General features: G+C 57.6%; 23 protein-coding genes. 15 read left to right on the top strand and 8 right to left on the bottom strand.

All coding sequences use genetic code 11. From position 1 onward, the window contains the following. The first annotated feature begins 2 nt into the window (after nt 1-2). Nucleotides 3-578, top strand: coding sequence for a TIGR04282 family arsenosugar biosynthesis glycosyltransferase (locus ACR3E2_RS11510; RefSeq protein ID WP_480484150.1), 576 nt, complete (start codon nt 3-5; stop codon nt 576-578). 47 nt (nt 579-625) lie between these two features. Then, a complete protein-coding gene (gene rnr / locus ACR3E2_RS11505) occupies nt 626-2,884 on the top strand; it encodes a ribonuclease R (RefSeq protein WP_480484149.1) in 2,259 nt (752 codons plus the stop codon). Here rnr and ACR3E2_RS11500 read toward each other — a convergent pair. Further along, nucleotides 2,875-3,261, bottom strand: a complete 387-nt coding sequence (locus ACR3E2_RS11500; RefSeq protein WP_480484148.1) for a DUF1801 domain-containing protein — start codon at nt 3,259-3,261, stop codon at nt 2,875-2,877. The two genes, rnr and ACR3E2_RS11500, sit on opposite strands and share 10 nt — an antisense overlap. Then, nucleotides 3,258-3,956 carry a glutathione S-transferase family protein gene (locus ACR3E2_RS11495; RefSeq protein ID WP_480484147.1) on the bottom strand — a complete coding sequence of 233 codons (699 nt, stop codon included), beginning with the start codon at nt 3,954-3,956 and terminating at the stop codon, nt 3,258-3,260. Before ACR3E2_RS11495 ends, ACR3E2_RS11500 begins: the two co-directional genes overlap by 4 nt. Nucleotides 3,957-4,040: 84 nt before the next feature. Here ACR3E2_RS11495 and ACR3E2_RS11490 point away from each other — a divergent pair, with 84 nt between their 5' ends. Together ACR3E2_RS11490 and ACR3E2_RS11485 are read left to right on the top strand one after the other, a co-directional pair. Beyond that, nucleotides 4,041-4,754, top strand: coding sequence for a helix-turn-helix transcriptional regulator (locus ACR3E2_RS11490; protein WP_480484146.1), 714 nt, complete (start codon nt 4,041-4,043; stop codon nt 4,752-4,754). A gap of 87 nt (nt 4,755-4,841) precedes the next feature. After that, nucleotides 4,842-6,134: a lytic murein transglycosylase gene (locus ACR3E2_RS11485; protein WP_480484145.1), complete on the top strand. Its 1,293-nt coding sequence runs from the start codon at nt 4,842-4,844 to the stop codon at nt 6,132-6,134. A 50-nt stretch (nt 6,135-6,184) separates the two neighbouring features. On the opposite strand, the gene ACR3E2_RS11480 is transcribed toward ACR3E2_RS11485, so the two are convergent. Next, the gene (locus ACR3E2_RS11480; RefSeq protein ID WP_480484144.1) at nt 6,185-7,582 is read right to left on the bottom strand and encodes an aspartate aminotransferase family protein; all 1,398 of its coding nucleotides are present in this window, start codon (nt 7,580-7,582) and stop codon (nt 6,185-6,187) included. 77 nt (nt 7,583-7,659) lie between these two features. Then, a complete protein-coding gene (locus tag ACR3E2_RS11475; RefSeq protein WP_480484143.1) occupies nt 7,660-8,343 on the bottom strand; it encodes a GntR family transcriptional regulator in 684 nt (227 codons plus the stop codon). A 140-nt stretch (nt 8,344-8,483) separates the two neighbouring features. Here ACR3E2_RS11475 and ACR3E2_RS11470 point away from each other — a divergent pair, with 140 nt between their 5' ends. The 5 genes from ACR3E2_RS11470 to ACR3E2_RS11450 all read left to right on the top strand — a co-directional run bounded on the left by ACR3E2_RS11470 (nt 8,484) and on the right by ACR3E2_RS11450 (nt 13,772). Beyond that, nucleotides 8,484-9,569: a polyamine ABC transporter substrate-binding protein gene (locus ACR3E2_RS11470; protein ID WP_267363696.1), complete on the top strand. Its 1,086-nt coding sequence runs from the start codon at nt 8,484-8,486 to the stop codon at nt 9,567-9,569. Nucleotides 9,570-9,638: 69 nt separating this feature from the next. Further along, nucleotides 9,639-10,766 (top strand): ABC transporter ATP-binding protein, encoded by a 1,128-nt coding sequence (locus ACR3E2_RS11465; RefSeq protein WP_480484142.1) that lies wholly within the window; start codon nt 9,639-9,641, stop codon nt 10,764-10,766. Further along, entirely contained in the window at nt 10,766-11,656 is an 891-nt protein-coding gene (locus ACR3E2_RS11460; protein WP_480484141.1) for an ABC transporter permease subunit, read from the top strand. Before ACR3E2_RS11465 ends, ACR3E2_RS11460 begins: the two co-directional genes overlap by 1 nt. After that, nucleotides 11,653-12,471: an ABC transporter permease gene (locus ACR3E2_RS11455; RefSeq protein WP_480474178.1), complete on the top strand. Its 819-nt coding sequence runs from the start codon at nt 11,653-11,655 to the stop codon at nt 12,469-12,471. Before ACR3E2_RS11460 ends, ACR3E2_RS11455 begins: the two co-directional genes overlap by 4 nt. Continuing rightward, nucleotides 12,468-13,772, top strand: a complete 1,305-nt coding sequence (locus tag ACR3E2_RS11450) for an NAD(P)/FAD-dependent oxidoreductase (protein WP_480484140.1) — start codon at nt 12,468-12,470, stop codon at nt 13,770-13,772. Before ACR3E2_RS11455 ends, ACR3E2_RS11450 begins: the two co-directional genes overlap by 4 nt. On the opposite strand, the gene ACR3E2_RS11445 is transcribed toward ACR3E2_RS11450, so the two are convergent. Genes ACR3E2_RS11445 through ACR3E2_RS11435 form a run of 3 tightly spaced genes read right to left on the bottom strand, consistent with a single transcriptional unit; the run spans nt 13,765 to nt 16,612 of the window. Beyond that, the gene (locus ACR3E2_RS11445) at nt 13,765-14,652 is read right to left on the bottom strand and encodes a phosphotransferase (RefSeq protein WP_480484139.1); all 888 of its coding nucleotides are present in this window, start codon (nt 14,650-14,652) and stop codon (nt 13,765-13,767) included. The two genes, ACR3E2_RS11450 and ACR3E2_RS11445, sit on opposite strands and share 8 nt — an antisense overlap. Nucleotides 14,653-14,702: 50 nt before the next feature. Then, the gene (locus ACR3E2_RS11440; RefSeq protein ID WP_480484138.1) at nt 14,703-15,365 is read right to left on the bottom strand and encodes a flagellar hook capping FlgD N-terminal domain-containing protein; all 663 of its coding nucleotides are present in this window, start codon (nt 15,363-15,365) and stop codon (nt 14,703-14,705) included. Between the two features lie 2 nt (nt 15,366-15,367). Further along, nucleotides 15,368-16,612 (bottom strand): flagellar hook-length control protein FliK, encoded by a 1,245-nt coding sequence (locus ACR3E2_RS11435; RefSeq protein ID WP_480484137.1) that lies wholly within the window; start codon nt 16,610-16,612, stop codon nt 15,368-15,370. 110 nt (nt 16,613-16,722) lie between these two features. On the opposite strand from ACR3E2_RS11435, the gene ACR3E2_RS11430 reads away from it, so the two are divergent. The 6 genes from ACR3E2_RS11430 to ACR3E2_RS11405 all read left to right on the top strand — a co-directional run bounded on the left by ACR3E2_RS11430 (nt 16,723) and on the right by ACR3E2_RS11405 (nt 20,413). Further along, complete coding sequence (locus ACR3E2_RS11430; protein ID WP_480484136.1) at nt 16,723-16,998, top strand: rod-binding protein; 276 nt, start codon at nt 16,723-16,725, stop codon at nt 16,996-16,998. Further along, nucleotides 16,988-17,347 carry a flagellar biosynthesis protein FlgN gene (locus tag ACR3E2_RS11425; protein ID WP_480484135.1) on the top strand — a complete coding sequence of 120 codons (360 nt, stop codon included), beginning with the start codon at nt 16,988-16,990 and terminating at the stop codon, nt 17,345-17,347. Before ACR3E2_RS11430 ends, ACR3E2_RS11425 begins: the two co-directional genes overlap by 11 nt. A 210-nt stretch (nt 17,348-17,557) precedes the next feature. Then, entirely contained in the window at nt 17,558-18,769 is a 1,212-nt protein-coding gene (locus ACR3E2_RS11420; protein WP_209505009.1) for a flagellin N-terminal helical domain-containing protein, read from the top strand. Between the two features lie 77 nt (nt 18,770-18,846). Beyond that, a complete protein-coding gene (gene flaF, locus ACR3E2_RS11415; RefSeq protein ID WP_267366590.1) occupies nt 18,847-19,221 on the top strand; it encodes a flagellar biosynthesis regulator FlaF in 375 nt (124 codons plus the stop codon). Continuing rightward, nucleotides 19,221-19,622, top strand: coding sequence for a flagellar biosynthesis repressor FlbT (gene flbT / locus ACR3E2_RS11410; RefSeq protein WP_480484134.1), 402 nt, complete (start codon nt 19,221-19,223; stop codon nt 19,620-19,622). Before flaF ends, flbT begins: the two co-directional genes overlap by 1 nt. Beyond that, the gene (locus tag ACR3E2_RS11405; RefSeq protein ID WP_480484133.1) at nt 19,619-20,413 is read left to right on the top strand and encodes a DUF1217 domain-containing protein; all 795 of its coding nucleotides are present in this window, start codon (nt 19,619-19,621) and stop codon (nt 20,411-20,413) included. The genes flbT and ACR3E2_RS11405 overlap by 4 nt, the downstream gene beginning before the upstream one ends. A 75-nt stretch (nt 20,414-20,488) precedes the next feature. Here the strand turns inward: ACR3E2_RS11405 and ACR3E2_RS11400 are convergent, their stop codons facing one another. After that, nucleotides 20,489-22,063, bottom strand: coding sequence for a DUF427 domain-containing protein (locus tag ACR3E2_RS11400; protein WP_480484132.1), 1,575 nt, complete (start codon nt 22,061-22,063; stop codon nt 20,489-20,491). Nucleotides 22,064-22,073 lie beyond the last annotated feature (10 nt).

The raw sequence follows: 22,073 nt of genomic DNA, 5'->3' as shown, positions 1-22,073 counted from the left end.
CCATGCAGCGCACATTGGTGATCATGGTCAAGGAACCCAGACCGGGCCGTGTCAAGACGCGGCTTGGGCGTGACATCGGCATGGTTGGCGCCGCGTGGTGGTTTCGGCACCAGACCCGCGCCTTGATCCGCAGGCTACGTGATCCCCGTTGGCAGATTGTGCTGGCCGTGTCGCCCGATGCGGAGGGCCTTGTAAGCCGTGTCTGGCCCGTTGACCTGCCACGCGCGCCGCAGGGGTCCGGCGACCTGGGTGGCCGGATGAAGCGGATGTTGCGCGGAATGCCCAAGGGGCCGGTTTGCCTGATTGGTGCGGATATTCCGGGTATTTCGCGTGCACATATTGCCCGTGCTTTTGGTGCGCTTGGGCGATCCCAGATGGTGTTCGGCCCCGCGCCGGATGGCGGCTATTGGCTGGTCGGTGCGCAGCGTTATGGCGCGCTGCCCGCAGGTCTGTTCCACGATGTGCGTTGGTCGACAGAACATGCTTTGGGCGACACACTTGCCTCAATCCCAAACTGCCGTGTGACCCTGCTGGACCAGCTGCGCGATGTGGATACGGTTGCTGATCTGAAACCCTGAGGTTTTTTGGTCATGACGCGGTCGCAAACGCGTGCTACGCCGGAAGCATGACTCGCATCCCCACCAAGCAGGAGGTCCTTGACTGGATCTCGGCGAACCCCACCCTGACCTCGAAACGCGACATCGCCAAAGCCTTTGGTATCAAGGGCGCGGATCGCATTGACCTCAAGCGCATCCTCAAAGAGCTTGAGGCCGAAGGACATCTTGAAAAACGCAAGCGCAGCTATCGCGACCCGGACCGCCTTCCGCCTGTCAGTGTTTTGCAAGTGAAGGCCCCGAATGCCGATGGTGATCTGTTTGCCCGTCCACTGGAATGGCATGGCGAAGGGGTCGAGCCCATCGTTCTCGTCATCGCGCGGGCCAGCGACCCGGCTCTGGGTGAGGGTGACCGCATTCTGGCCCGCCTGACCGTCGTGCACGAAGAAGATCACAATTACGAAGCCCGCCTGATCCGCCGAATCGGGACCAACCCGCGCAAGATCGTGGGCATATTCCGCAAAGGGGCCGAAGGGGGCAGAATCGTTCCTATCGACAAGGCAGGCCAGACTGAATGGCTGGTTGCCGATGGCGCGGTGCATGGTGCCAAAGACGGCGAATTGGTCGAGGCCGAACAGGCCGGGCCGAAAAATCGCATGGGCCTGCCGCGTGCGCGCATTGTTGAACGGTTGGGTGATCCGACAGCGCCCAAGGCTGTTTCGCTGATCGCGATCCACCAGCACGGTATCCCGGATGACTTTCCCGACAAGGTCATTGCCGAGGCAGACAATGCCAAACCCGTTGGCCTGAAGGGCCGCGAGGACCTGAGGGACATGCCGCTGCTGACCATCGACCCTTCGGATGCGCGCGATCGTGATGATGCCTGTTACGCGCACGCGGATGAAGACCCCAAGAACCCTGGTGGACATGTGATCTGGGTCGCTATCGCCGATGTTGCTGCTTATGTGCTGCCCGGCTCGGCCCTGGACCGCGAGGCGCGCAAGCGGGGCAATTCAAGTTATTTCCCTGACCGTGTGGTGCCGATGCTGCCTGATCGGCTGTCGGGTGATCTGTGTTCCCTGCATGAAGGCGTCCCGCGCGCCTGTGTCGCTGTGCGGATGCAGATTGACGCGGACGGTAACAAGATTGGTCATCGTTTTGTGCGGGGGTTGATGCGTTCGGTTGCGTCACTGAACTATGCCGAAGTGCAGGAGGCCATCGACGGCAACCCGAACGACCGCACTGGGCCATTGCTGGAGACGGTCTTGAAACCGCTTTATGCCGCCTATGCCGCGCTAAAGAAAGCGCGGGCTGTGCGACAGCCACTGGAACTGGACCTGCCCGAGCGTAAGATCGTGCTCAGCGAGACGGGTCATGTTGAAAGCGTGGCGTTCCGCGACCGGTTGGATGCGCATCGGTTGATCGAAGAGTTCATGATCCTCGCCAACGTCTCGGCTGCCGAGACACTGATCGCCAAGCGCCGTCCGCTGCTGTTTCGCGTGCACGAGGAACCCGCGCCCGAGAAACTGGAAAGCCTGCGGGAAACGGCGCAGGCCGCCGGATTGAACCTCGCCAAGGGGCAGGTGCTGCAAACCCGCCACCTGAATGCGCTGCTGAACGCCGCCGCCGGGACCGAGGATGCGGAACTGATCAACCTGACCACCCTGCGGTCGATGGCACAGGCCTATTACAACCCTGAAAACTTCGGCCATTTCGGGCTGGCGCTGCGGAACTACGCGCATTTCACCTCGCCGATCCGGCGCTATGCCGACCTGGTCGTGCATCGGGCGCTGATCTCAGCCCACGGTTGGGGCACGGACGGTTTGACCGAAGACGAGATTACCCGGCTCGAAGAAACGGCGACTCATATCTCAGATACCGAACGCCGATCCATGATGGCTGAACGGGACACGACTGATCGCTATCTGGCCGCGTATCTGAGCGAGCGTGTCGGCAATGAATTCACGGGCCGGATCAGCGGCATTGCCCGGTTTGGTGCATTTGTCAAAATGGACGAAACCGGCGCGGATGGCTTGGTTCCGGTGCGATCATTGGGGCGCGAGTTCTTCCATTTCGACCGCGAGGCCGGGACACTTATGGGGGCGGACACGGGGCTGATTATCGCCATCGGCCAACGTGTCACCGTTCGACTGACCGAAGCGACACCTGTGACCGGTGGGTTGGAGCTGGAGCTGCTGTCCATTGACGACCAGGCCCTGCCGCGTGGACATGGGCCAAAAGGGCGATCATCCCGGCGCAAAGCGATCAGCACCAAGCGCAAGAAAGACAAGATCAAGCGCAAGGTCGAACGCAAGCGCCGTCAGAGGTGATAGGTCAACGCGCGGGCAATCAGCCATCCGTGGCGTGTTGGATCGATTTGTGCGGTGTCATCAAACAGAACGGCACGGGTCCCATCGATCCGGTCCTCGGCCGGAAAGGCGGAAGTGAAATCGCTTATCAACCGGCTCTGACAGTGCACAAACAAGGCGAAACGTGCCGATTTGTGGGCGCCCAGCCGGATCGTTGACCCTTTGGGCGCAAGATAGGCGGGCTGACCCCAGCGCAGTTCCTCTTGCACCGAGGGGACAGCAGGCAGAGAGGCTGCCGTGTCAAACACAAGCTCCCGCAAGGCCAGAGCCCCCGCACGGGTTTGCGGGGGCAGGGTCTCAAAGGCCGAAGCGACCAAAGGGATCTCAAAGGGTTTCATGCAATTGGTATCGCCTGTTCCAACCGGTCCACGTAGCTGTTCAGTAGGTTATCCTGTTTGATCCGGCGGGTCAGGGGGGTGTCCGCAGGTGTGGCGCGCATCGCGGCAAGCATTGGACCAACGCTCATATCAGCCGATGTCGGACGGTCCCCAAGCAGGAAAGAGGATTGCCACAAATAGGCTGAGATCGCCTCGAGGTCACGTTCGATCCGGTCCAGCCGTTCGGACAACGAAAACCGCCCGATTCCCTGTGACGTAATCCCCTTCAGAACGGATTTCCGGATCGCATTGGATGCCGGTTTCCGGATCAACGCCGGAATTCCGGTAAAGAACGTATCGCGTAAGACTGGCCAGACTTCGTCATTGCCCCAACGATCCAGAACGATGTGAAAATACAGATGCTCTTCGGCCATGCGCACCAGTGTGCGGGACTGCGCCTTTTCGACATCCGTCAACCCTTTGTCGAAATCCGCGCCCTGCTGTTCCAACCAATCGCGGATCAGGTCGCTGTCCGGGACCAGGCGTTCCGGTGTTCGCAAAACGGGCAGCTTCTGGTGAGGCATCTTGCGGGGGTCAAGCATGTCCGAGCGTTGCCAGGTCTGGCCGGACTGCTGAAGCATCAATGCTGTCTTGACGCAGAAGGGGCTGGCACTGAACAGGCCGAAGGCGGAGGGGAAGGTGAGAAGGGTCAGCATTATGAGGCTCCGTGTCATTGTGTGCTGACTGAGTATCGGGACCTAATGACAGTTTCTGTCATTAGGGATAAGCTATTATACATCATGTCCCGCACCGCTCGATTGTTCCAACTGATGCAAGCCCTGCGTTCTGGCCCTTCGCCCAGAACATCCGAACAGTTGGCGCAGGATCTGGGTGTTTCGGCCCGAACAATTCATCGGGATATTGATGCATTGCGCGGACTGGGTGCCGTGATCGATGGCGAAGCGGGGTTTGGCTTTACGCTGATCGAGGACGCGACCCTGCCGCCATTGGGGTTCACTGACGATGAGCTTGAAGCGTTGGTTCTGGGCTTGCGCGAAGTTCAGGTGATTGGCGATCCGGCTTTGTCGGGCGCAGCGGGTACGGCCCTGCGGAAACTTCAGGGACGCTTGCCGCAACGCCAGTCCCATCGGCTCAGCCACGCGGTTCTGGCTGCTACGCGGTTCAACCGCCCGCCTGAGCCCACGATTGACGTGGCCACTCTGCGGCAGGCGACGTGGGATGAGCGCGCGGTCGAGTTTTTCTATACGGACGCGAAAGGCGACGCTACGCACAGGCGCGTCAACCCTTTGAGCATCGTCTATCTGGATCACTCGAACGTGTTGTTGGGCTGGTGCCACCTGCGACAGGATTTTCGCGTTTTCCGGTTGGATCGCTTACAGGACATGTCAGTGACGGAACAAAGTTTCAGGCCGAACCGCGTGCCCCTGCTGCGCGAGGCATTGGAACGCATTCGGGCAGAGCGTGCTGCGCAGGAGCGAGAGGCGAACGTCTGAGCACTTTGTGAATTTCTGATTCTGCGCTACCCTGTGGTCGAGCAGTAATCAGGAAAAAACGGAATGCGAAAATGCGTAGGCGGCGTCATGACCGTCGCATTGTGGGCATCCATAGTGCAGGCGGAAACAACAGAAAACACCAGATGGGCAGACAGCGGGATTTCACGCGCAGCGCTGCAACTGGCTTCGGCGGATGTGACCGTTTCGATCCGTCCGGTCCCGCGCCCGTTGATTGAGGCCTTGCCCGTGGCTTCTGCGACAACGGCAAGGTTTCAGTCCTGGCTTGGCGCCTTTCAGGGACGCGCGCGGCGGCAGGGCATTTCGCAGGGAACACTGACTCAGGTGTTTTCGGGGATGAGCTATGACGAAGATGTCCTGGAACGGGATCGCAATCAGGCTGAGTTTTCGAAACCCATCTGGGAGTATCTTGAAACCGCAGTGTCGGAAACGCGCCTGTCGAACGGGCGCGCCGCCCTGCAGCGGCATCGGCAGGTGTTGAACCGGATCGAGGCTGAATACGGTGTCGAAAAAGAGGTGGTCGCTGCCATCTGGGGGCTTGAAACCTCTTTCGGGTCTTATCGCGGCAGCAGTCCAACGCTTCGTTCATTGGCAACGCTAGCCTTTGATGCGCGGCGGGCACAATTCTTTGAAACGCAGTTGGTCGCTGCCCTGCGGATTGTGCAGGCTGGCGATATCAGCGCCGGCAACATGCTTGGCAGTTGGGCGGGCGCAATGGGGCATACACAATTCATGCCCACGTCATATCTGGATCACGCGGTGGATTTTGACGGTGATGGCCGGCGGGACATCTGGTCGGATGACCCGACGGATGCGCTGGCTTCGGCGGCGTCTTATCTGGCGCGGCATGGTTGGACCAGGGGTCAGCCGTGGGGCGTGGAGGTGCGTCTGCCCACCGATTTCGATTACGCCTCAGCCCGTCGTGATTTTACGCTGACGCCGTCCGAATGGGCCGCACGGGGTGTCGTGGCGCGGGATGGCACCGCCGTGCCGGATCATGGGAAGGCCGCGATCCTGCTTCCGGCCGGAAGTCAGGGCGTCGCGCTGATGATTTTTGACAATTTCAACGTGATCGAGGCGTATAACGGGGCCGACGCATATGTGATCGGCATCGGGCATCTGTCTGACCGGCTTGTAGGGGGCGCACCGTTTCAATCCGACTGGCCGCGCGGCGACTTGGTGCTGAGTTTTGCCGAGAAAAAGGAACTTCAGACCCGTCTGACGGATGCGGGCTTTGACACAAAGGGTGTCGACGGGCGTACCGGGCCAAATACGATCAACGCGGTTCGGGCGTATCAAATGGCGCAGGGGCTGGTCCCGGACGGATACCCCACGCCAAACCTGCTGGAGAGGTTACGGTAAAGAAAAGGCGGCCCGAATGGGCCGCCTTTGAAGACGCATAAGTCGCTAAATCAAGATGCGGCTTTCATCAGCCCTTGTGCAATGATCTCGGCCTGCGCTTCGTCCAGCGACTTGTAGATCCGCACGAACATCTCGTCGATATCCGCAGGTGTCAGGATCAGCGGGGGTGAAATGATCATCCGGTCGCCAACATGGCGCATGATCAGGTTATTGGCAAAGCACCGATCACGGCAGATATAGCCGACCGCGCCGGGTTCGGATGCGAATTTGGCGCGGCTGGCTTTGTCCGGGGTCAGCGCGATGGATGCCATCATGCCAACGATCTTGGCCTCACCCACCAGCGGATGATCTGCCAGTGCCTCCCATTTCTCTTTCAGATAGGGGGCTGCAACGTCGCGCACATGCTCAACGATCTTCTCTTCTTCGAGGATGCGCAGGTTCTCCAACGCCACGGCGGCCGCGACCGGGTGGCCGGAATAGGTATAGCCGTGGTTGAATTCGGTACCGCCGATTACTTCGGCAATTTCGTCGTTTACGATGGACCCGCCGATGGGCGCATAGCCCGAGCTAAGGCCCTTGGCGATGGTCATAATATGCGGCTTGATGCCAACGGTTTGCGACCCGAACCAGTTGCCTGTCCGGCCAAATCCGCATATGACCTCGTCAGCTATCAGCAGGATATCGTACTTGTCGCAGATACGCTGAATTTCCGGCCAGTATGTATCGGGCGCCACGATTACACCGCCTGCGCCCTGAACCGGCTCGGCGATAAAGGCGGCGACCCGGTCTTCGCCCAACTCTTCGATCGCCTCTTCCAGCTCGCGCGCGCGGGCCAGACCGAATTCTTCGGGCGACATATCGCCGCCTTCGGCCCACCAATTGGGTTGGTTAATGTGGTGGATATTCGGGATCGGAATGCCGCCCTGCGCGTGCATCCCGGCCATACCACCCAGCGAGGCCGAACCCACGGATGAGCCGTGATAGGCGTTCTTGCGGCTGATGATGATGTTCTTGTCAGGCTGGCCTTTCTGGGCCCAGTAGGTGCGCACGAGGCGGATATTGGTATCGTTTGCCTCGGACCCTCCTGCTGCGAAAAAGACATGGTTCAGATCGCCCGGTGCCAGTTCGGCAATCTTGGCGGCTAAAGCAATCGCGGGGACGTGGGTCGTTTTGAAGAAGGTGTTGTAATAGGGCAGCTCGCGCATCTGGCGCGCGGCAACATCGGCCAGCTCATCACGCCCATATCCGATATTGACGCACCACAGGCCTGCCATTGCATCCAGAATTTCCTCGCCTTCGCTGTCGGTCAGATAAACACCATTGGCACGTGTGATCACGCGCGCCCCTTCCTTCCCCAGCGCACCATTGGCCGAGAAAGGGTGAATGTGATGCGCGGCATCCAGCGCCTGCAATTCGGTGGTCGGCATGTGGTTGGTGATGGTAGACATCGGAGAATCTCCTACAAGAACGCAGTTGGCGAACACAATATGATCAAATTTTTTCCTGTCAATCGAATCAAGTTAGATCAGACAGACGTCAATGCCTCCGCCATCAGGTCCATACCCTGTTCGATGTCCTGAGCGGTTGCCTTTGCAGTCATTTCTGCGTCACCGGCGCGCAAAGCGGCAATAATGTCCTTGTGCCGATCCGGAAGGCTCTGTGTGCCGAAGCGCCCGCAGACAACACGCAAAGAGGGGCCAAACCGCAACCAAAGTCTTTCAGCCAGATCACTGAGGATCGGCGCGTTTGCGTAAGAATACAGCGTTTCGTGAAAAGCTTGGTTCAAACGCAGATAGCCACCGACATCACCATCGGCGATCATGCGATCCAAATGCCTGTCCAGGCGTTCCAGGTGATCAATGTCCTGCGTTTTCAGGTTGGCGGTTGCACGTCTGGAAAGCTCTGATTCTATTGAAATTCTGGCGAAGATCATCTCTTCAATATCGTTCGAGTTCAGCAGCGGTACACTGACGCGCCGATTGCCCTGGAAAACCAACCCTCCATCCGAGATCAACCGGCGAATCGCTTCGCGGACCGGAGTCATCCCAACACCCAGCGAATCAGTCAGGCCCTGGATTGTGACGGGCTGACCTGGGACCAGTTCACCGAACAGAATCTGTGATCTGAGTGTTTGGTAAACCTGCTCATGCGCGGGTTGTTTGCCCCCTTCGGTCGACGGCGCATATGCCTTATTTTTGATCAAATCCAATTGGTTCTTCCCATTTCGACTAAGCCTGACTTGTCAGGTGACTGGCCACGTGAAACCATACGCTGGATCGAGGGAAAACGCAAAACTTGATCAAATCCAAAAAAACGGGAAAATACCCGTACACTTGCAGGGAGAAGAATATGACAATCAAAACGCTGACTATGACGGCGGTCATCGCATTGGGGACTTCGGCGGCATTTGCTGAAGAGGTGCGTGTTTACAACTGGTCCGACTACATCGACGAAGAACTGCTGAGCAAATTCGAAGCAGAAACAGGTCTGACCCTGATCTATGACGTGTTTGACAGCAACGAGGTTCTGGAAACCAAGATGCTGGCTGGTGGTTCGGGCTATGATGTGGTGGTGCCGTCAGGTACATTCCTTCAGCGCCAGATCCAGGCCGGCGCGTTTCAGCAGCTGGACCAAAGCAAGCTTTCGAACGCCGGAAACCTTTGGGATGTAATCGAAGAGCGAACCGCCGGTTATGACCCGGACAACGCGTATTCGATCAACTACATGTGGGGAACAACCGGGATCGGCGTGAATGTCGGTAAGGTCAAAGAGGTTCTGGGCGACGACGTTGCTCTGAACAGCATGGATCTGGTCTTGAAGCCCGAGAACATGGAAAAGCTGGCCACTTGCGGCGTGCATTTCCTGGATGCCCCGGCCGAGATCATTCCCATGGTGCTGCAATACCTTGGTGAAAACCCCGACAGCCACGACGCGGACGTGATTGGCAAGACCGAAGCGGTTCTGACGGCGGTCCGCCCGCATATCCAGAAATTCCACAGCTCGGAATACATCAATGCACTGGCAAACGGCGATATCTGCGTTGCTGTGGGCTGGTCGGGTGACATCCTTCAGGCACGCGACCGTGCTGCAGAAGCAGATAACGGTGTAGAGATTGAATACCACCCCTTCGCCGAAGGGTCGCTGATGTGGTTCGACCAGATGGCAATTCCTGTCGATGCTCCAAATCCCGAAGGCGCACACACGTTCCTCAACTTCATTCTGGACGCCAACAACATGGCGGCGGCATCGAACTATGTGTATTACGCCAATGGCAACAAAGCGTCTCAGGAATTTCTGGAAGAGGACGTGATCGGCGATCCGGCCATCTATCCGGATGATGCCACGATGCAGAACCTGTACATCACGACACCTTATCCGGCGAAAACACAGCGGGTCGTGACGCGTCTGTGGACCAAGGTCAAATCGGGTACCTGATCCGAATTGCACCGGCAGGGCGGCGCCGCCGCCTTGCCTCTCTTTCCAGCTATTCGAACGAGGGCCGTAGTGAATTCTGACGTCTTTGCGCCATGGGATGACCCGCAGGCGAAACCCTTGATCCAGTTCCGAAACGTGACCAAGCGTTTTGGTGAATTTACTGCCATCGACAACCTGTCTCTGGATATCTTCGAGCGAGAGTTCTTTGCCCTGCTTGGTCCGTCTGGATGTGGCAAAACGACGATGATGCGGATGCTGGCCGGGTTCGAAACACCGACCGAAGGCCAAATCCTGCTTGGGGGGAAGGATATCGACCCGATCCCGCCCAACAAGCGGGCCGTGAACATGATGTTCCAGTCCTATGCCCTTTTTCCTCATCTTAGCGTCTGGGAAAACATCGCCTTTGGCTTGCGCCGGGACAGAATGCCCAAACACGATCTGGAAGACCGGGTCGAAGAGATGCTGCGCCTGACCCGGCTTGAACAGTTCGCCCGCCGCAAACCGCATCAGATATCGGGTGGGCAGAGGCAGCGTGTGGCGCTGGCGCGCTCACTTGCCAAAGCGCCCAAGCTTTTGCTGCTGGATGAACCGCTGGGCGCGCTGGACAAGAAGTTGCGCCAGGATACCCAATTCGAACTGATGGATATTCAGGAAAAAACCGGCACCACATTCGTGATCGTTACGCACGATCAGGAAGAGGCCATGACAGTCGCCAGCCGTGTGGCGGTGATGGATCAGGGTCAGCTTATGCAGGTTGCCACTCCGGACCGGATTTATGAGAACCCCGCCTCGGTCTATGTCGCTGATTTCATCGGGGACGTGAACATCATCGAAGGGCGCGCGACATCTGTCGGAGAGGATACCTATCAGGTAGACTGGGCCGAAGGGCAAGCGCCGCTGACCGCCGCATCAGCGAAGAACTTTGAAAAAAGTCAGTTTTGCCATCTGGCGATCCGCCCGGAAAAAGTGACAATCTCGGCCGAGCGTCCGGCAGATGCAGTGAATGCGGTGCAAGGCAAGGTTCATGACATCGCGTATCTGGGCAATCTGTCCACTTACCACGTTGAGTTGGCAAACGGCACAATCATCAAGGCACAGACGGCCAACACCCGCCGCATCTCGCGCCGTTCATTCACCTGGGAAGACCCGGTCTGGCTGTCCTGGACGGCCACGGCTGCGGTTCTGCTGGCCGACTGATGCGCCGCGCTGTTCTGATCGCCATACCTTATGTCTGGCTGTTGGCGCTGTTCATGGTGCCATTCTTCATCGTTCTGAAGATTTCGCTGTCGGACACCGCGCTTGCGATCCCGCCCTATACACCGACACTGGATTTTTCAGCTGGTTGGTCGGGGATCAAAGAGTTCTTCAGCCAGCTTGATCTTGAAAACTTCATCTGGCTGACCGAGGACGACCTGTACTGGAAAGCGTATCTGTCCAGCGTCAAGATCGCTTTGATCTCAACCTTCCTGACTTTGCTGGTTGGCTACCCCATCGCCTATGGCATGGCCCGTGCGCCCGAGGAATGGCGGCCAACACTGATGATGCTGGTGATCCTGCCTTTCTGGACGTCATTCCTGATCCGGGTCTATGCGTGGATGGGCATTCTGTCGAATGAAGGGTACCTTAACCAACTGCTTCTGTGGACGGGCATCATTTCGACGCCTTTGACGATCCTGAACACCTCGACTGCCGTCTATATCGGTATTGTCTACACTTATCTTCCGTTCATGATCCTGCCGATCTATTCGTCATTGGAACGCATGGATGGTTCGTTGATCGAGGCGGCCGAGGATTTGGGTTGCTCGAGGGCACAAGCCTTCTGGCTGGTCACCATTCCACTGTCCAGACCGGGCATCATCGCAGGTTGTTTTCTGGTGATGATCCCCGTGATCGGTGAGTTTGTGATCCCGTCACTACTGGGTGGGTCCGGCACGTTGATGATCGGCAAGGTTCTGTGGGAAGAGTTTTTCTCGAACCGAGACTGGCCCGTGGCAAGTGCTGTCGCGATCGTGCTGTTGCTTATTCTGGTCGTTCCCATTGTGCTGTTCCAGCGCAACCAGCAGAAACAGGCGGAGGCTGACGGATGAACAGATTAAGCTGGTTCAATACAGTTTCGCTGACGCTGGGTTTTGCGTTCCTCTATATTCCGATGATCATCCTGATCATCTTCAGCTTTAACGAAAGCAAGCTGGTCACGGTCTGGGCCGGGTTTTCGACCAAATGGTATGGCGAACTGGTTCAGAACGAGGCATTTCTGGATGCCGCGTGGGTCACGGTCCGGGTTGCGGTGTTTTCTTCGACACTGGCAACGATTCTGGGGACTGCGGCCGCTTATGTGCTGGTTCGGGGCAAGCGGTTCTTTGGCCGGACACTGTTTTCCGGCATGATCTACGCGCCACTTGTGATGCCCGAGGTGATCACCGGCCTGTCGCTGTTGTTGCTGTTTATCGGGATCGGGCTGGACCGGGGTATCCTGACAATCGTTCTGGCTCACACAACATTTTCGATGTGTTTTGTCTCGGTTGTCGTCTCGTCACGGCTTGTGACATTCGACAAATCGCTGGAAGAAGCCGCTTTGGATCTGGGTTGTTCACCCGCGCAGGCCTTTGGTCTGGTCACCCTGCCGATCATCGCGCCTGCGGTAATCTCGGGCTGGCTGCTGGCTTTCACATTGTCGCTGGATGATCTGGTTATCGCGTCGTTCACATCGGGCCCGTCGGCGACGACCCTGCCGATCAAGATCTTTTCGGCCGTGCGGCTGGGCGTCAGCCCCGAGATAAACGCGCTGTCGACGATTATGATCGCGGTCGTGACGGTTGGGGTGATCACGGCCTCACTTGTGACCAAACGCGCGATGATGCGCCAACGGCAGGACGAGCAGGCCGCTGCGCGCACCGAATGAAACGGATATTTCCCGAATACACCTATGGCGCAGGTCCTCGTGGTGGTTGCTGGTGGGACGAAACCATTGCAAACCCGAACTGGCCAGAGCTTCAGGGCGATCTGAACGTTGATGTTGCCATCGTCGGTGGCGGCTTTACAGGGGTCTCAGCGGCTTTGCATCTGGCCGAAAACGCGACCTCGGTAGCTGTGTTCGAGGCAGGCCCGCCGGGGTGGGGCGCATCAGGTCGCAATGGCGGTTTCTGCTGTCTTGGCGGATCGAAGCTTGGGCAAAAGTCTATGGTGCGCCGCTATGGCCGCGAAGCGGCGCAAGCCTATGAGACGGCTGAACAGGATGCGGTCCAGCTTGTTGCCGATCTGCTGGCGCGGCATCGGATTGACGCCGATACGCATTCCAACGGTGAGACTCAACTGGCCCATTCGCGGCATGCGATGGATGTCCTGCGCCGATACGCGGACGAGACCGGCATTCTGCACCAAGCCGCTGAATTACCAGCGCTCGGTATGGGTGGTGCATTTTTCGGTGGGTATACTCTGCCGGTTGGCTTCGGGCTCAATCCCCGGAAATACCTGTTCGGGCTGGCAAGCGCTGCGGCAGCTTCGGGAGCGAATTTCTTCCAGAACAGCCCCGTTCTGAACATTGAAAAAACGACGTCCGGCTTCAGGCTGCAAACAAGCGCGGGGCAGGTTAACGCACAGGTCGTGCTGATTTGTACCAACGGGTATTCCAGCGAAGACATCCCCGATTGGATGTCCGGACGCTATTTGCCTGCGCAATCGACGGTTATGGTAACACGCCCACTTAGCCAGGCAGAACTATTGGCGCAGGGCTGGAACTCGGACCAGATATGTTACGACACGCGCAATCTTCTGCACTATTTTCGCCTGATGCCGGATGGGCGCTTTTTGTTCGGAATGAGAGGCGGCTTGTTGTCGTCGCCCCGGTCCGAGGCCGCGATCCGGGCAAAGGTTCAACAGGATTTCAAACGCATGTTCCCGGCCTGGGCAGCGGTTGAGGCGACTCATATCTGGTCGGGGATGGTGTGCCTTTCGCGAAGCCTGATGCCTTATGTCGGTGCCGTGCCCAAGCAGCCAGGCATGTTTGCCGGATTTGCGTATCATGGCAACGGCGTCGCTATGGGGACTTACAGCGGGCGCGCATTGGCGCGGCTGGCATTGGGCAAAGAGGCCCACTTGCCAGCCCCGATGAGGCAAACTCCTGAACGGTTTCCGATGGGCCGCTGGCGTCGCGCATTGATGCCACCGGCATACGCCCTCTTTGCGCTTTCCGACCTCAGGTAAACTCAATCGGTTTCAGGATTTCGATTTCCAGTTTCAACCCTTCGGAATAGTCGGGTGCACCGTTTTCTGCGCGCCACAGGCAATAAGCGGCCATGCGCCAAGCATACCATGGCTTGAGCCGTTGATAACGGGCAACAATCTCGGGTCTGCGATAGGCGGACAGAAACTGAACTTCTTCCGCGTCCGACAATGGTGAGCCCCGGTACAACCTTTGCATTGCCGGGGACAGAAACAGCGCAAGGTCTTCGCACGGGTCGCCAAAGGCCGGGCATTGCCAGTCGATCAAGGTCAGGCCGCGGGACGCGACCAGAATATTTCCAGCGACCGGATCGCCATGGATCAGGCAAGTCTTGGTCGTGGGGGGGACGGATATCGAAGGTTGCAGTTTTGCCAGTTCGTTTCGGGTTTCTGACCTGCACCCTTGCAGAATTCTGTGCCCATGGGCCATCAGGTCCGCGCTGCCGTTACACCCGGCGGGCGCTGGAATGGTGTTGGGCAGCGAGTGCAACCTGCGCAGCAGTTCACCAACCTTGTCCGACCCATTCCGCCAAGGTGTTCCGGGTGCGTGGTCGTAAAACACCCAATGCGCGTTCCTGTGCTGTCCTGCGGCGCGAAGCCTTGGTACAAATCCGGTCGGACCAAGCGCCTTGAGGCAGAGGGCTTCCAGCTTTGCATCATTTCGAAACAGGGGGTTGCGTAAGGTCGGGCTGTAGAGCTTCAGTACTTTGTCGCCGTTGTCCCCCAGCACTTTCCACACCCTGTTGGTCCGACCACCATACAGGATTTCGAACTGCGCGTACATGTTGACCAACCCCATAGTGCTGAGGTGTTCAACCAGATCATGAGGGGGGGCAGGCAGGTCGGGCAGAGGTCTTTTCACTTCTTCTGGCGAGTCGAGTTGCCAACCTTTGGCCCGTACTGCCTGACAGATCAAGCGCCCGTTCGGACCGCAGTGACCAGATCTGCGGAAATCACTTGACCACCTTGCAGGGTCAGCAGAACAGCATCCTCTCCCACCTGCGCTTCGACAACGCGGTTATAGGCAGCGACCGGTTTCTCGGAAATCAGCCGGTCATTTTTGTAGCTTTCCAGCGTCGCGGTGTAGTTGCCAGCGGCCATCGGATCGCCTGAGGAACTCACACCTGCCCAAGCAAACTCCGTCGCTGTTGTGGGAACAGAAACCGTGTCGACGACTGCGCCTTCATGATCACGGATCACCAGTCTGGTTGCGTCCGCGTCAGAATCCGCGTTCGAGAACAGGGTCACTGGCTGGCCGTTGAAATGGAAACCCGAGGCAGATCGGACGTCCATTCCGACCCAGCTTGCAAGGTCGTTCAGATTGACACTGCCAAGCGTGCTGGTCAGGGCGGAAAGCAGGTCATTGGTTTGAACCTGTTGTTCAACCATCGAAAACTGCGCAAGTTGCGATGCGTATTCGGTTGAATCCATCGGCTCCAGCGGGTCCTGATTTTGGGCCTGCGCGGTCAGCATCAGCAGAAACGTTTCGAAATCCGAAGTGATCGCAGAACTCCGGGACGGACCGGCAGTATGCTGAGAGGTGGCAGCCTGTGTGGCGGTGATGGGTGTGATCATTTTCAATATCTCATATCGATGCCCCTGACCGGAGCAGGAGTTTGTGGAAGCGGCGTGGCTTGCGCGAGGTGTACGTTCTGAACCGGTTCGGATTCCGGTGCGGCCTGAGCGTCGAATTCATCTGTCCACTGATCCCGAGCACCTGAATCCGACGGAGTCCCCAGATCGATGTTCAGGTTCCCATAGCCCAGTTTCTGAAACTCCTCCGTAAGAACGGACAGGTGGCGGCGCAAAAGTTCCATCGTGTCCGGGCGTTCGGTGGCGATTGTCATCTGGAGCCCGTCATCCCGACCGTTCAGCACAATGGATACGCGCCCCAATTCTTCGGGGCTTAGCGAGATTTCCATGATGCCGGTTCCCGGTCGGGTCTGGATCGTTGCCGCCAATTGCCCGGCTATGGCACGGGCAATTTCAGCACGGGCGAACGGAGAGGGCATCGCCGAGTGTTGTGCCACCTCGCGGGGGGCTTGCTGAACGGGTTCGTCTAAGGCGATGGGCACAGAGTCAACCTCTTGAACCGGTGCCGCCTGTTCCGCTTCGATTGAGTTGAGGATCAGTTGAAGCTGTGCAACGGGTGTCGCGCGGTTTGGACTTGTCGGATTGGGCGTGGCAGCGACTTCCGCTGTCTCGGGCACCGTCTTTGCGCCTTCAAGGAGGGGTTCGGCTGTCAACCCGGCTGTCTGGTCCTTTGATCGGGTTGGCTGGCTCAGCACAGGCAAAGCCTCTGAGGGTTTTTGGGCTGGCGTGACCTGGGTCGAAGCGGTGTGAACCTGCTCTTCGATTGGTTGCCCGGGCACAAAGGGTTGAATGTCGGTCTGACGGGGCAAACCCGTTGACGCAACGGTTTGTTCCGGTTCTGTCGTACCCGTTGCGGGGATATCCGCTGCAGCAGGAACAAACGGCGCGGGATGCGTTGTATCTGCCCCAGGCGTTTCGGATGTCCCGGCCATTTCGGTCTGCGATGAAATGTTGTTTGCCAGCTCTGGTGCCCGAGGTGAAATCGCCTCGACAGATGCCTCAGCCGTGTTTGACAGAACGGCCTCAACCTCAATCTCGGCAGTTTCGTCGGTGGTTTCGATAGAAGTGGCCAAAGCCGTGGTGCCGGGGAGAGGATGTGTTTGGTTTCCCTGTTCAAGGATATCCTCGAAACTGTCCGACCCGGCAGTACGACCCGGTTCTTTGGCGGGCGAATTGGGTTTCGCAGTTGCTGTTGGCGCTGCGGCCGCCAGCGTTAGTGGGTTGGGCATTTTGCTCTGGCTCCGTGTGATTGATCAGAACTCTGCCCGCAGGAAGTTACGTTTATTTTAACCGCTTTCACCTTTGATCGAGAAAGTTCGAAGCATTTTCGGAGAAAACCATGCACGTCTCAGCAATTTCCCAGGTGGCTCAAACGCCATTGGCCCAGACACGACTGAAAGACGCGGCCATAGAGTTGGAGGCCGCATTCCTCAGCGAAATGATGAAGTCGGCCGGATTGGGCAAAACGCGCCAGTCTTTTGGAGGAGGAGCCGGTGAAGACCAGTTCTCTTCGTTTCTTGTTCAGCATCAGGCACGCGAACTGGCCCGGGCTGGAGGGGTGGGTTTGTCAGAAATTCTGCTGAAATCACTGATGGAGAAAACCGATGACATCTGAAGTCGACATGGCACTGATCAAATCTCTGGAAGAAGTTCTGGATCTGGAGCGTGCGGCGCTTGTCCAGGGCGATCTGGATCGCCTGACGCATATGGTGCCGGAAAAAGAAAAACTGATCGGCGCGATCAACGACCTTCAGGTGATTGACAGCGATGCATTGGTTCGAGTGCAGCAGAAAGTCGAACGCAATCAGGCATTGCTGAACAGTGCCGCCGACGGGATTCGGGCCGTCGCCAGCCGCATGGCTGAACTGCGACGGGTTCGGCAGGAATTCAGCACGTACGGCGCGGATGGGCAACGAAGTGAGTTTTCCGTTCGAAATACGGCAAAGCTGGAAAAACGCGCATAGGCTTGGGTTTGATTCAAATCTGAAACACCTGGTTCGGGCGTTTTAGCACTCCGTTAGGGGATCGGGCTCAAAAGTGATGCTGCACCTGGAAACATCAGGTGGCGCGAACAGCCACGCGGCGCGTCGCACAAGTCAGAAAGACACCAATGCCCGCAGATATTGTGGGGTGAACATGGGCGAAAATCGCCCGAAGGCAAAAGGATAAAAGCTATGTCCAGCATTCTGACAAACAATGGCGCGATGGTTGCGCTGCAAACTCTCAAGTCGGTCAACAAGAACCTGGCGATGACCCAGAACGCGATTTCGACCGGTAAGGACGTCGCGACAGCCAAGGACAACTCGGCGGTTTGGGCGATCTCGAAAGTGATGGAGTCCGACGTCAAGGGCTTTAACGCGATCAAAGACAGCCTCGCGCTGGGCGAATCGACTGTTGCAGTTGCGCGAAATGCGTCTGAAACTGTCACCGACCTCTTGACCCAGATGAAAAGCAAGATTGTCGCGGCGCAGGAAGACAACGTTGATCGCGGTAAGATCAATGACGATGTGACCGCACTGAAGGATCAGATCGCATCGGTTGTCAGCGCGGCCCAGTTCAACGGTCTGAACCTTGTTGACGGCTCGACCGGCTCTGCATCGATCCTCGCATCGCTGGATCGGGACAACACCGGGGCGGTGACTGCGTCGTCAATCTCGGTCTCGGGGCAGAACCTGTCGACCGGTGGATATGTCACCAAACAGGTTTTCGACGGCTCTACCGGCGCATCGACCGGCAATGACCGCGTGGGGGCAACCATTGACAATGGTGCAACGGCCGCGACGGCGTTGGTGACCGATGAATCCAGCGGTGCTTTCGCGGCCGGAGACAAGGTTGTCGTCGCCATTAACGATCAGGTTGTGTCCTATACCGTTTCTGCGGAAGATGCTGCCGCGACAACGACCGGTGACCTTGTTGCTGTCGGATTGAAATCGAAGATCGAAGAGCTGGGAATTACCGGTCTGACTGTCGATTACGACTCCGGCACTGCGGGTACGTTGTCGGTTACAAACGGCACAGGATCTGACATCTCGTTCTCGGCTCAGTTCGTGAATGCGGGTGCCGGTGGTTTGGGCGCGCTGGCAGGTATTGATGTGTCGACAGGTGCGGGGGCAACCGCTGCGTTGGCGGCTGTCGAATCGCTTATCGATACTTCGATTGATGCCTCGGCCGCCTTTGGCTCGGCGCAGGGTCGTATCGAGACCCAGAAAGAGTTCATTTCGAATCTCTCTGACTCGTTCAAATCCGGTATCGGTGCGCTGGTCGACGCTGACATGGAAGAAACCTCGGCGCGTTTGCAGGCCCTTCAGGTGCAGCAGCAGCTGGCAACACAGTCGCTTTCGATCGCCAACCAGGCGCCGCAGTCGATCCTGTCGCTGTTCCGCTAATACGCAACGCGGTCCGGGGCGCGGTTTTCGCGCCCCGGTCGAGACTATCTGACGACGGCTTTTTGGAAGGATTTCAAGTGACCCCGCAAACCCTCGCTCAATACACCTATGCGCAAGCCGCCGCGCCGACGCGAACGCCCCGTGACACTGAATATGAGGCAATTTCCAGAATTACACGGCGTCTCAAGGCGGCCACGGCGCGCAAGGCAACGGATTTCTCGGCGTTTGTTCAGGCCGTGCACGAGAACCGCCGGTTATGGGGGGTGTTGGCGACAGGTGTCGCGGATTCGGCAAACGCTTTGCCGAACGATATTCGCGCCAGGATTTTCTACCTTGCCGAGTTTACGGAACTGCACAGCAGCCGCATTTTGGCGGACGGCGCGTCCATCGAACCATTGCTTGAAATAAACACGGCGATTTTGCGCGGATTGCGCCAGATGAGGGCAACCTGATGAGCGGGCTGGTTTTGAAACTCGCCCCGAAGGAAAGGGTGCTGATCAATGGTGTTGTGATTGAAAACGGCGACCGCCGTGGCCGGTTTTCGATCATGACGCCGCAGGCCAATGTCCTGCGGTTGCGCGATGCGATACATCCGGATGAAGTAAATACTCCGGTGCGCCGTGTCTGCTATGCCACGCAACTTGTTCTGTCCGGAGACATGGATCCGGCTCGGGCGCGTCAACACCTGTTGCGCAGCGTAGAAGAGCTGAGCCAAGTTTTTACGGATACAGATAGCCGTCGTGTATTGTCCGAGGCGACAGACGCGCTGGTGGCCGAGCAATACTATAAATGCCTCAAGTCACTTCGCTCGCTTCTCCCGCGCGAAGATCGGTTGATGGCCTATCAGCAATGAGCTTTCAACCTGTCATTCCGACTGGCGGGATCGTCGGCTGGCGGTTTCTGCAACGTACTTACCAAGGACAGTTTCAAAGTTTCTCGTCTTCGGCAGTGAATGAGAGGGAGACAAAGTATTTCCTGGACAACATTGGGAAAGTGAAGACCGCCGAACAGTTGGTTTCTGACCGCAGATTGTTGCAGGTCGCTTTGGGTGCCTTTGGGTTGGAAGGGGATGTGGATAACCGGTTCTTTATCCGGAAAATCCTGGAGGATGGAACACAGGCGGATGACGCTTTGTCCAATCGTTTGGCGGATAAACGGTACCGGGAATTTTCGGATGCTTTCGGGTTTGGTCCGGGAGCTGTTCGAAAAACGGTGCTGGTCACAAATATGGAAGAGATAGCTCAGGTCAGCCTGTCAGCGCGGTTTGAGATCGCGGTCGGACAGTCAGATGAGACGATGCGCATTTCGCTTTATGCCCAGCGCGAGCTGTCTGATCTGGCGAAAAGCGGAAGCAGTACAGATACGAAATGGTTCGATCTTATGGGGTTGCCGCCGCTGCGCAAAATGATGGAAACGGCGCTTGGGCTACCGCCATCATTCGCCCAACTGGATATCGACAAGCAATTGGTCGAGTTCAAAAGCCGGCTATTCCGTCTGACTGGATCGGATGATCTGGCACAGTTTTCCGACCAGAAGGCGGTTGAGAAACTGACCGACACCTATCTGGCCAGAAGTCAAATCGCGGGTCTTCAGAGTACGATTTCGCCAGCGCAGACCGCTTTGATCTTGCTTCGGGCTGTGTAATAAGAAGACGCGGGCAAAAGCCCGGGTCGCAATCTAGTACCCGGCTTCTCTCGTTTGACCTGCACAAACCAGAAGTTAACCGTTCAAAATCTCGTCGGCTGTGGTTTGCAATGCGTAGCATATAACGGGTCTAGTCACGTTGTGCAGGTTGACCGCGCCCAATGGTAAGGCGTTGGAACAGGCAGGCTCAATATCTTCGGACACGACTATGCGATGGCCTTCGGTTTTCCCATATTCGCCCAACCGCGCTGCTATGTTGGCCGCTTGTCCAATAACCGTAAAATCAAGTCGTTCACGAGAGCCCACATTGCCATAGGTGACGCGCCCATAAGCCACGCCAATAGAACAGTCGCAATGTATGCCGGTACCTGCTTTGCGCAACTCTCCCAACGTTTCGACGATTTTGATTGCCGAGCGCTGGGCATTGGCACGGGCCGCGCTGGCGTTTTCATTGGCTGCCGGGAATACCGCCAGAACAGCGTCACCAATGAATTTCAGAACTTCACCTTCGTTTTCGTGAACGATACCCGAGACGGTTTCAAAGAACTCGTTCAAAACACTGATATATGTGCCCCGCCCCAGTTTCTCTTCGAGGCTTGTCGAGTTGCGGAGGTCACAGAACATGATTGCAGCGTCGATTTCATCCCCGTCACCGCGCCGGATCTCACCCCCCAACACGCGTGCGCCAGAGCGTTTTCCAACATATGTTTCCAGCAAAACCTGTGCATTCTCGCGTTGCATGAACACTTCGTAAAAGCGTGCGATTACCGAAGAGCATTCGAATACAAGGCCCAGATTCTCGGTGGTGAACCCGTTGGGATGGTCACAGGTCAGGGTCAGAACGTTGGTCCGACCGTCAGAGAAGGGCAACGGCATCGCGACATAGTCGGTGGCACCCTTTGCCCGCAACTCCTCCATGATTGGGAAGCTGTAATGCGGGTTATCGTCGTTCAGTCTTTGCCGTACGCCGCCCAACCCGTTCGAGACATGGCGCAACGGGCTGTTGATGAAAGCCGGGTGATCATAGATTTCGTAGGTCGGGGCGCGGGTCAGAATCTCGTCCTGATCCTTTTCCCAGATATAGTGTTTGCCCGCGATCAGGGGGTGCAAGGACCATGCCAGAATGCTCAGCCGCTGGATGGCGATGCCGTGCTCCAGCATCTTCTCGGCCAATGCCTGGGTAAAGCTTTCGGGCGTGGTCGCGGCGGAAGCACCGCGCATCAGCCAGTCGATCAGTGGTCCGCTGATATTGCCGTCGTCAGGCTCGCGCAGGCGATTGTTGCCCAGGTCAATCCGGGTGTAGGCGCCGGACACAAACCCGATACAGCCCCGGATGTCCGCGCTTTCCGGCAGGGCTTGTTCATAAGCCCAGACGGAATTGGTCAGGGGCCCCGAGGCCAGTTGGATGTCGTGGTAAGTGGCGGTGCCTTTGAACGGGCAGAATGTTTGCAGGTCTGTTTCTTCGCTCAGATCCACACATACATCTGCGCGGGGAACGTAAATCGTTGGCGGCAAACGCGTTTCATACATCACCTTTGCGTTTGTGCTTTCAGCCAGAAGAATGTCGTTCCGGTAAATGGCAATCCTGCCTTCCAGCGGCTCAACTGAGATTCCATATCCATTCATCTGTGGCGCGGCGTGGACGTTCATAAGCGACCTC

The sequence above is a fragment of the Ruegeria sp. AL7 genome (genome assembly GCF_056536105.1).
This window is presented reverse-complemented; position numbering and strand designations above follow the sequence as displayed.

Excerpts from the sequence above, each read along its gene's own strand:
- ACR3E2_RS11425 (WP_480484135.1), top strand. The coding sequence starts at position 16,988 with ATGACATCTGAAGTCGACATGGCACTGATCAAATCTCTGGAAGAAGTT.
- ACR3E2_RS11440 (WP_480484138.1), bottom strand. The coding sequence starts at position 15,365 with ATGATCACACCCATCACCGCCACACAGGCTGCCACCTCTCAGCATACT.
- ACR3E2_RS11430 (WP_480484136.1), top strand. The coding sequence starts at position 16,723 with ATGCACGTCTCAGCAATTTCCCAGGTGGCTCAAACGCCATTGGCCCAG.
- ACR3E2_RS11420 (WP_209505009.1), top strand. The coding sequence starts at position 17,558 with ATGTCCAGCATTCTGACAAACAATGGCGCGATGGTTGCGCTGCAAACT.
- ACR3E2_RS11490 (WP_480484146.1), top strand. The coding sequence starts at position 4,041 with ATGTCCCGCACCGCTCGATTGTTCCAACTGATGCAAGCCCTGCGTTCT.
- ACR3E2_RS11495 (WP_480484147.1), bottom strand. The coding sequence starts at position 3,956 with ATGCTGACCCTTCTCACCTTCCCCTCCGCCTTCGGCCTGTTCAGTGCC.
- ACR3E2_RS11480 (WP_480484144.1), bottom strand. The coding sequence starts at position 7,582 with ATGTCTACCATCACCAACCACATGCCGACCACCGAATTGCAGGCGCTG.
- ACR3E2_RS11435 (WP_480484137.1), bottom strand. The coding sequence starts at position 16,612 with ATGCCCAACCCACTAACGCTGGCGGCCGCAGCGCCAACAGCAACTGCG.
- ACR3E2_RS11455 (WP_480474178.1), top strand. The coding sequence starts at position 11,653 with ATGAACAGATTAAGCTGGTTCAATACAGTTTCGCTGACGCTGGGTTTT.
- ACR3E2_RS11485 (WP_480484145.1), top strand. The coding sequence starts at position 4,842 with ATGACCGTCGCATTGTGGGCATCCATAGTGCAGGCGGAAACAACAGAA.
- ACR3E2_RS11450 (WP_480484140.1), top strand. The coding sequence starts at position 12,468 with ATGAAACGGATATTTCCCGAATACACCTATGGCGCAGGTCCTCGTGGT.
- rnr (WP_480484149.1), top strand. The coding sequence starts at position 626 with ATGACTCGCATCCCCACCAAGCAGGAGGTCCTTGACTGGATCTCGGCG.
- ACR3E2_RS11460 (WP_480484141.1), top strand. The coding sequence starts at position 10,766 with ATGCGCCGCGCTGTTCTGATCGCCATACCTTATGTCTGGCTGTTGGCG.
- flbT (WP_480484134.1), top strand. The coding sequence starts at position 19,221 with ATGAGCGGGCTGGTTTTGAAACTCGCCCCGAAGGAAAGGGTGCTGATC.
- ACR3E2_RS11500 (WP_480484148.1), bottom strand. The coding sequence starts at position 3,261 with ATGAAACCCTTTGAGATCCCTTTGGTCGCTTCGGCCTTTGAGACCCTG.
- ACR3E2_RS11405 (WP_480484133.1), top strand. The coding sequence starts at position 19,619 with ATGAGCTTTCAACCTGTCATTCCGACTGGCGGGATCGTCGGCTGGCGG.
- ACR3E2_RS11470 (WP_267363696.1), top strand. The coding sequence starts at position 8,484 with ATGACAATCAAAACGCTGACTATGACGGCGGTCATCGCATTGGGGACT.
- ACR3E2_RS11400 (WP_480484132.1), bottom strand. The coding sequence starts at position 22,063 with ATGAACGTCCACGCCGCGCCACAGATGAATGGATATGGAATCTCAGTT.
- ACR3E2_RS11510 (WP_480484150.1), top strand. The coding sequence starts at position 3 with ATGCAGCGCACATTGGTGATCATGGTCAAGGAACCCAGACCGGGCCGT.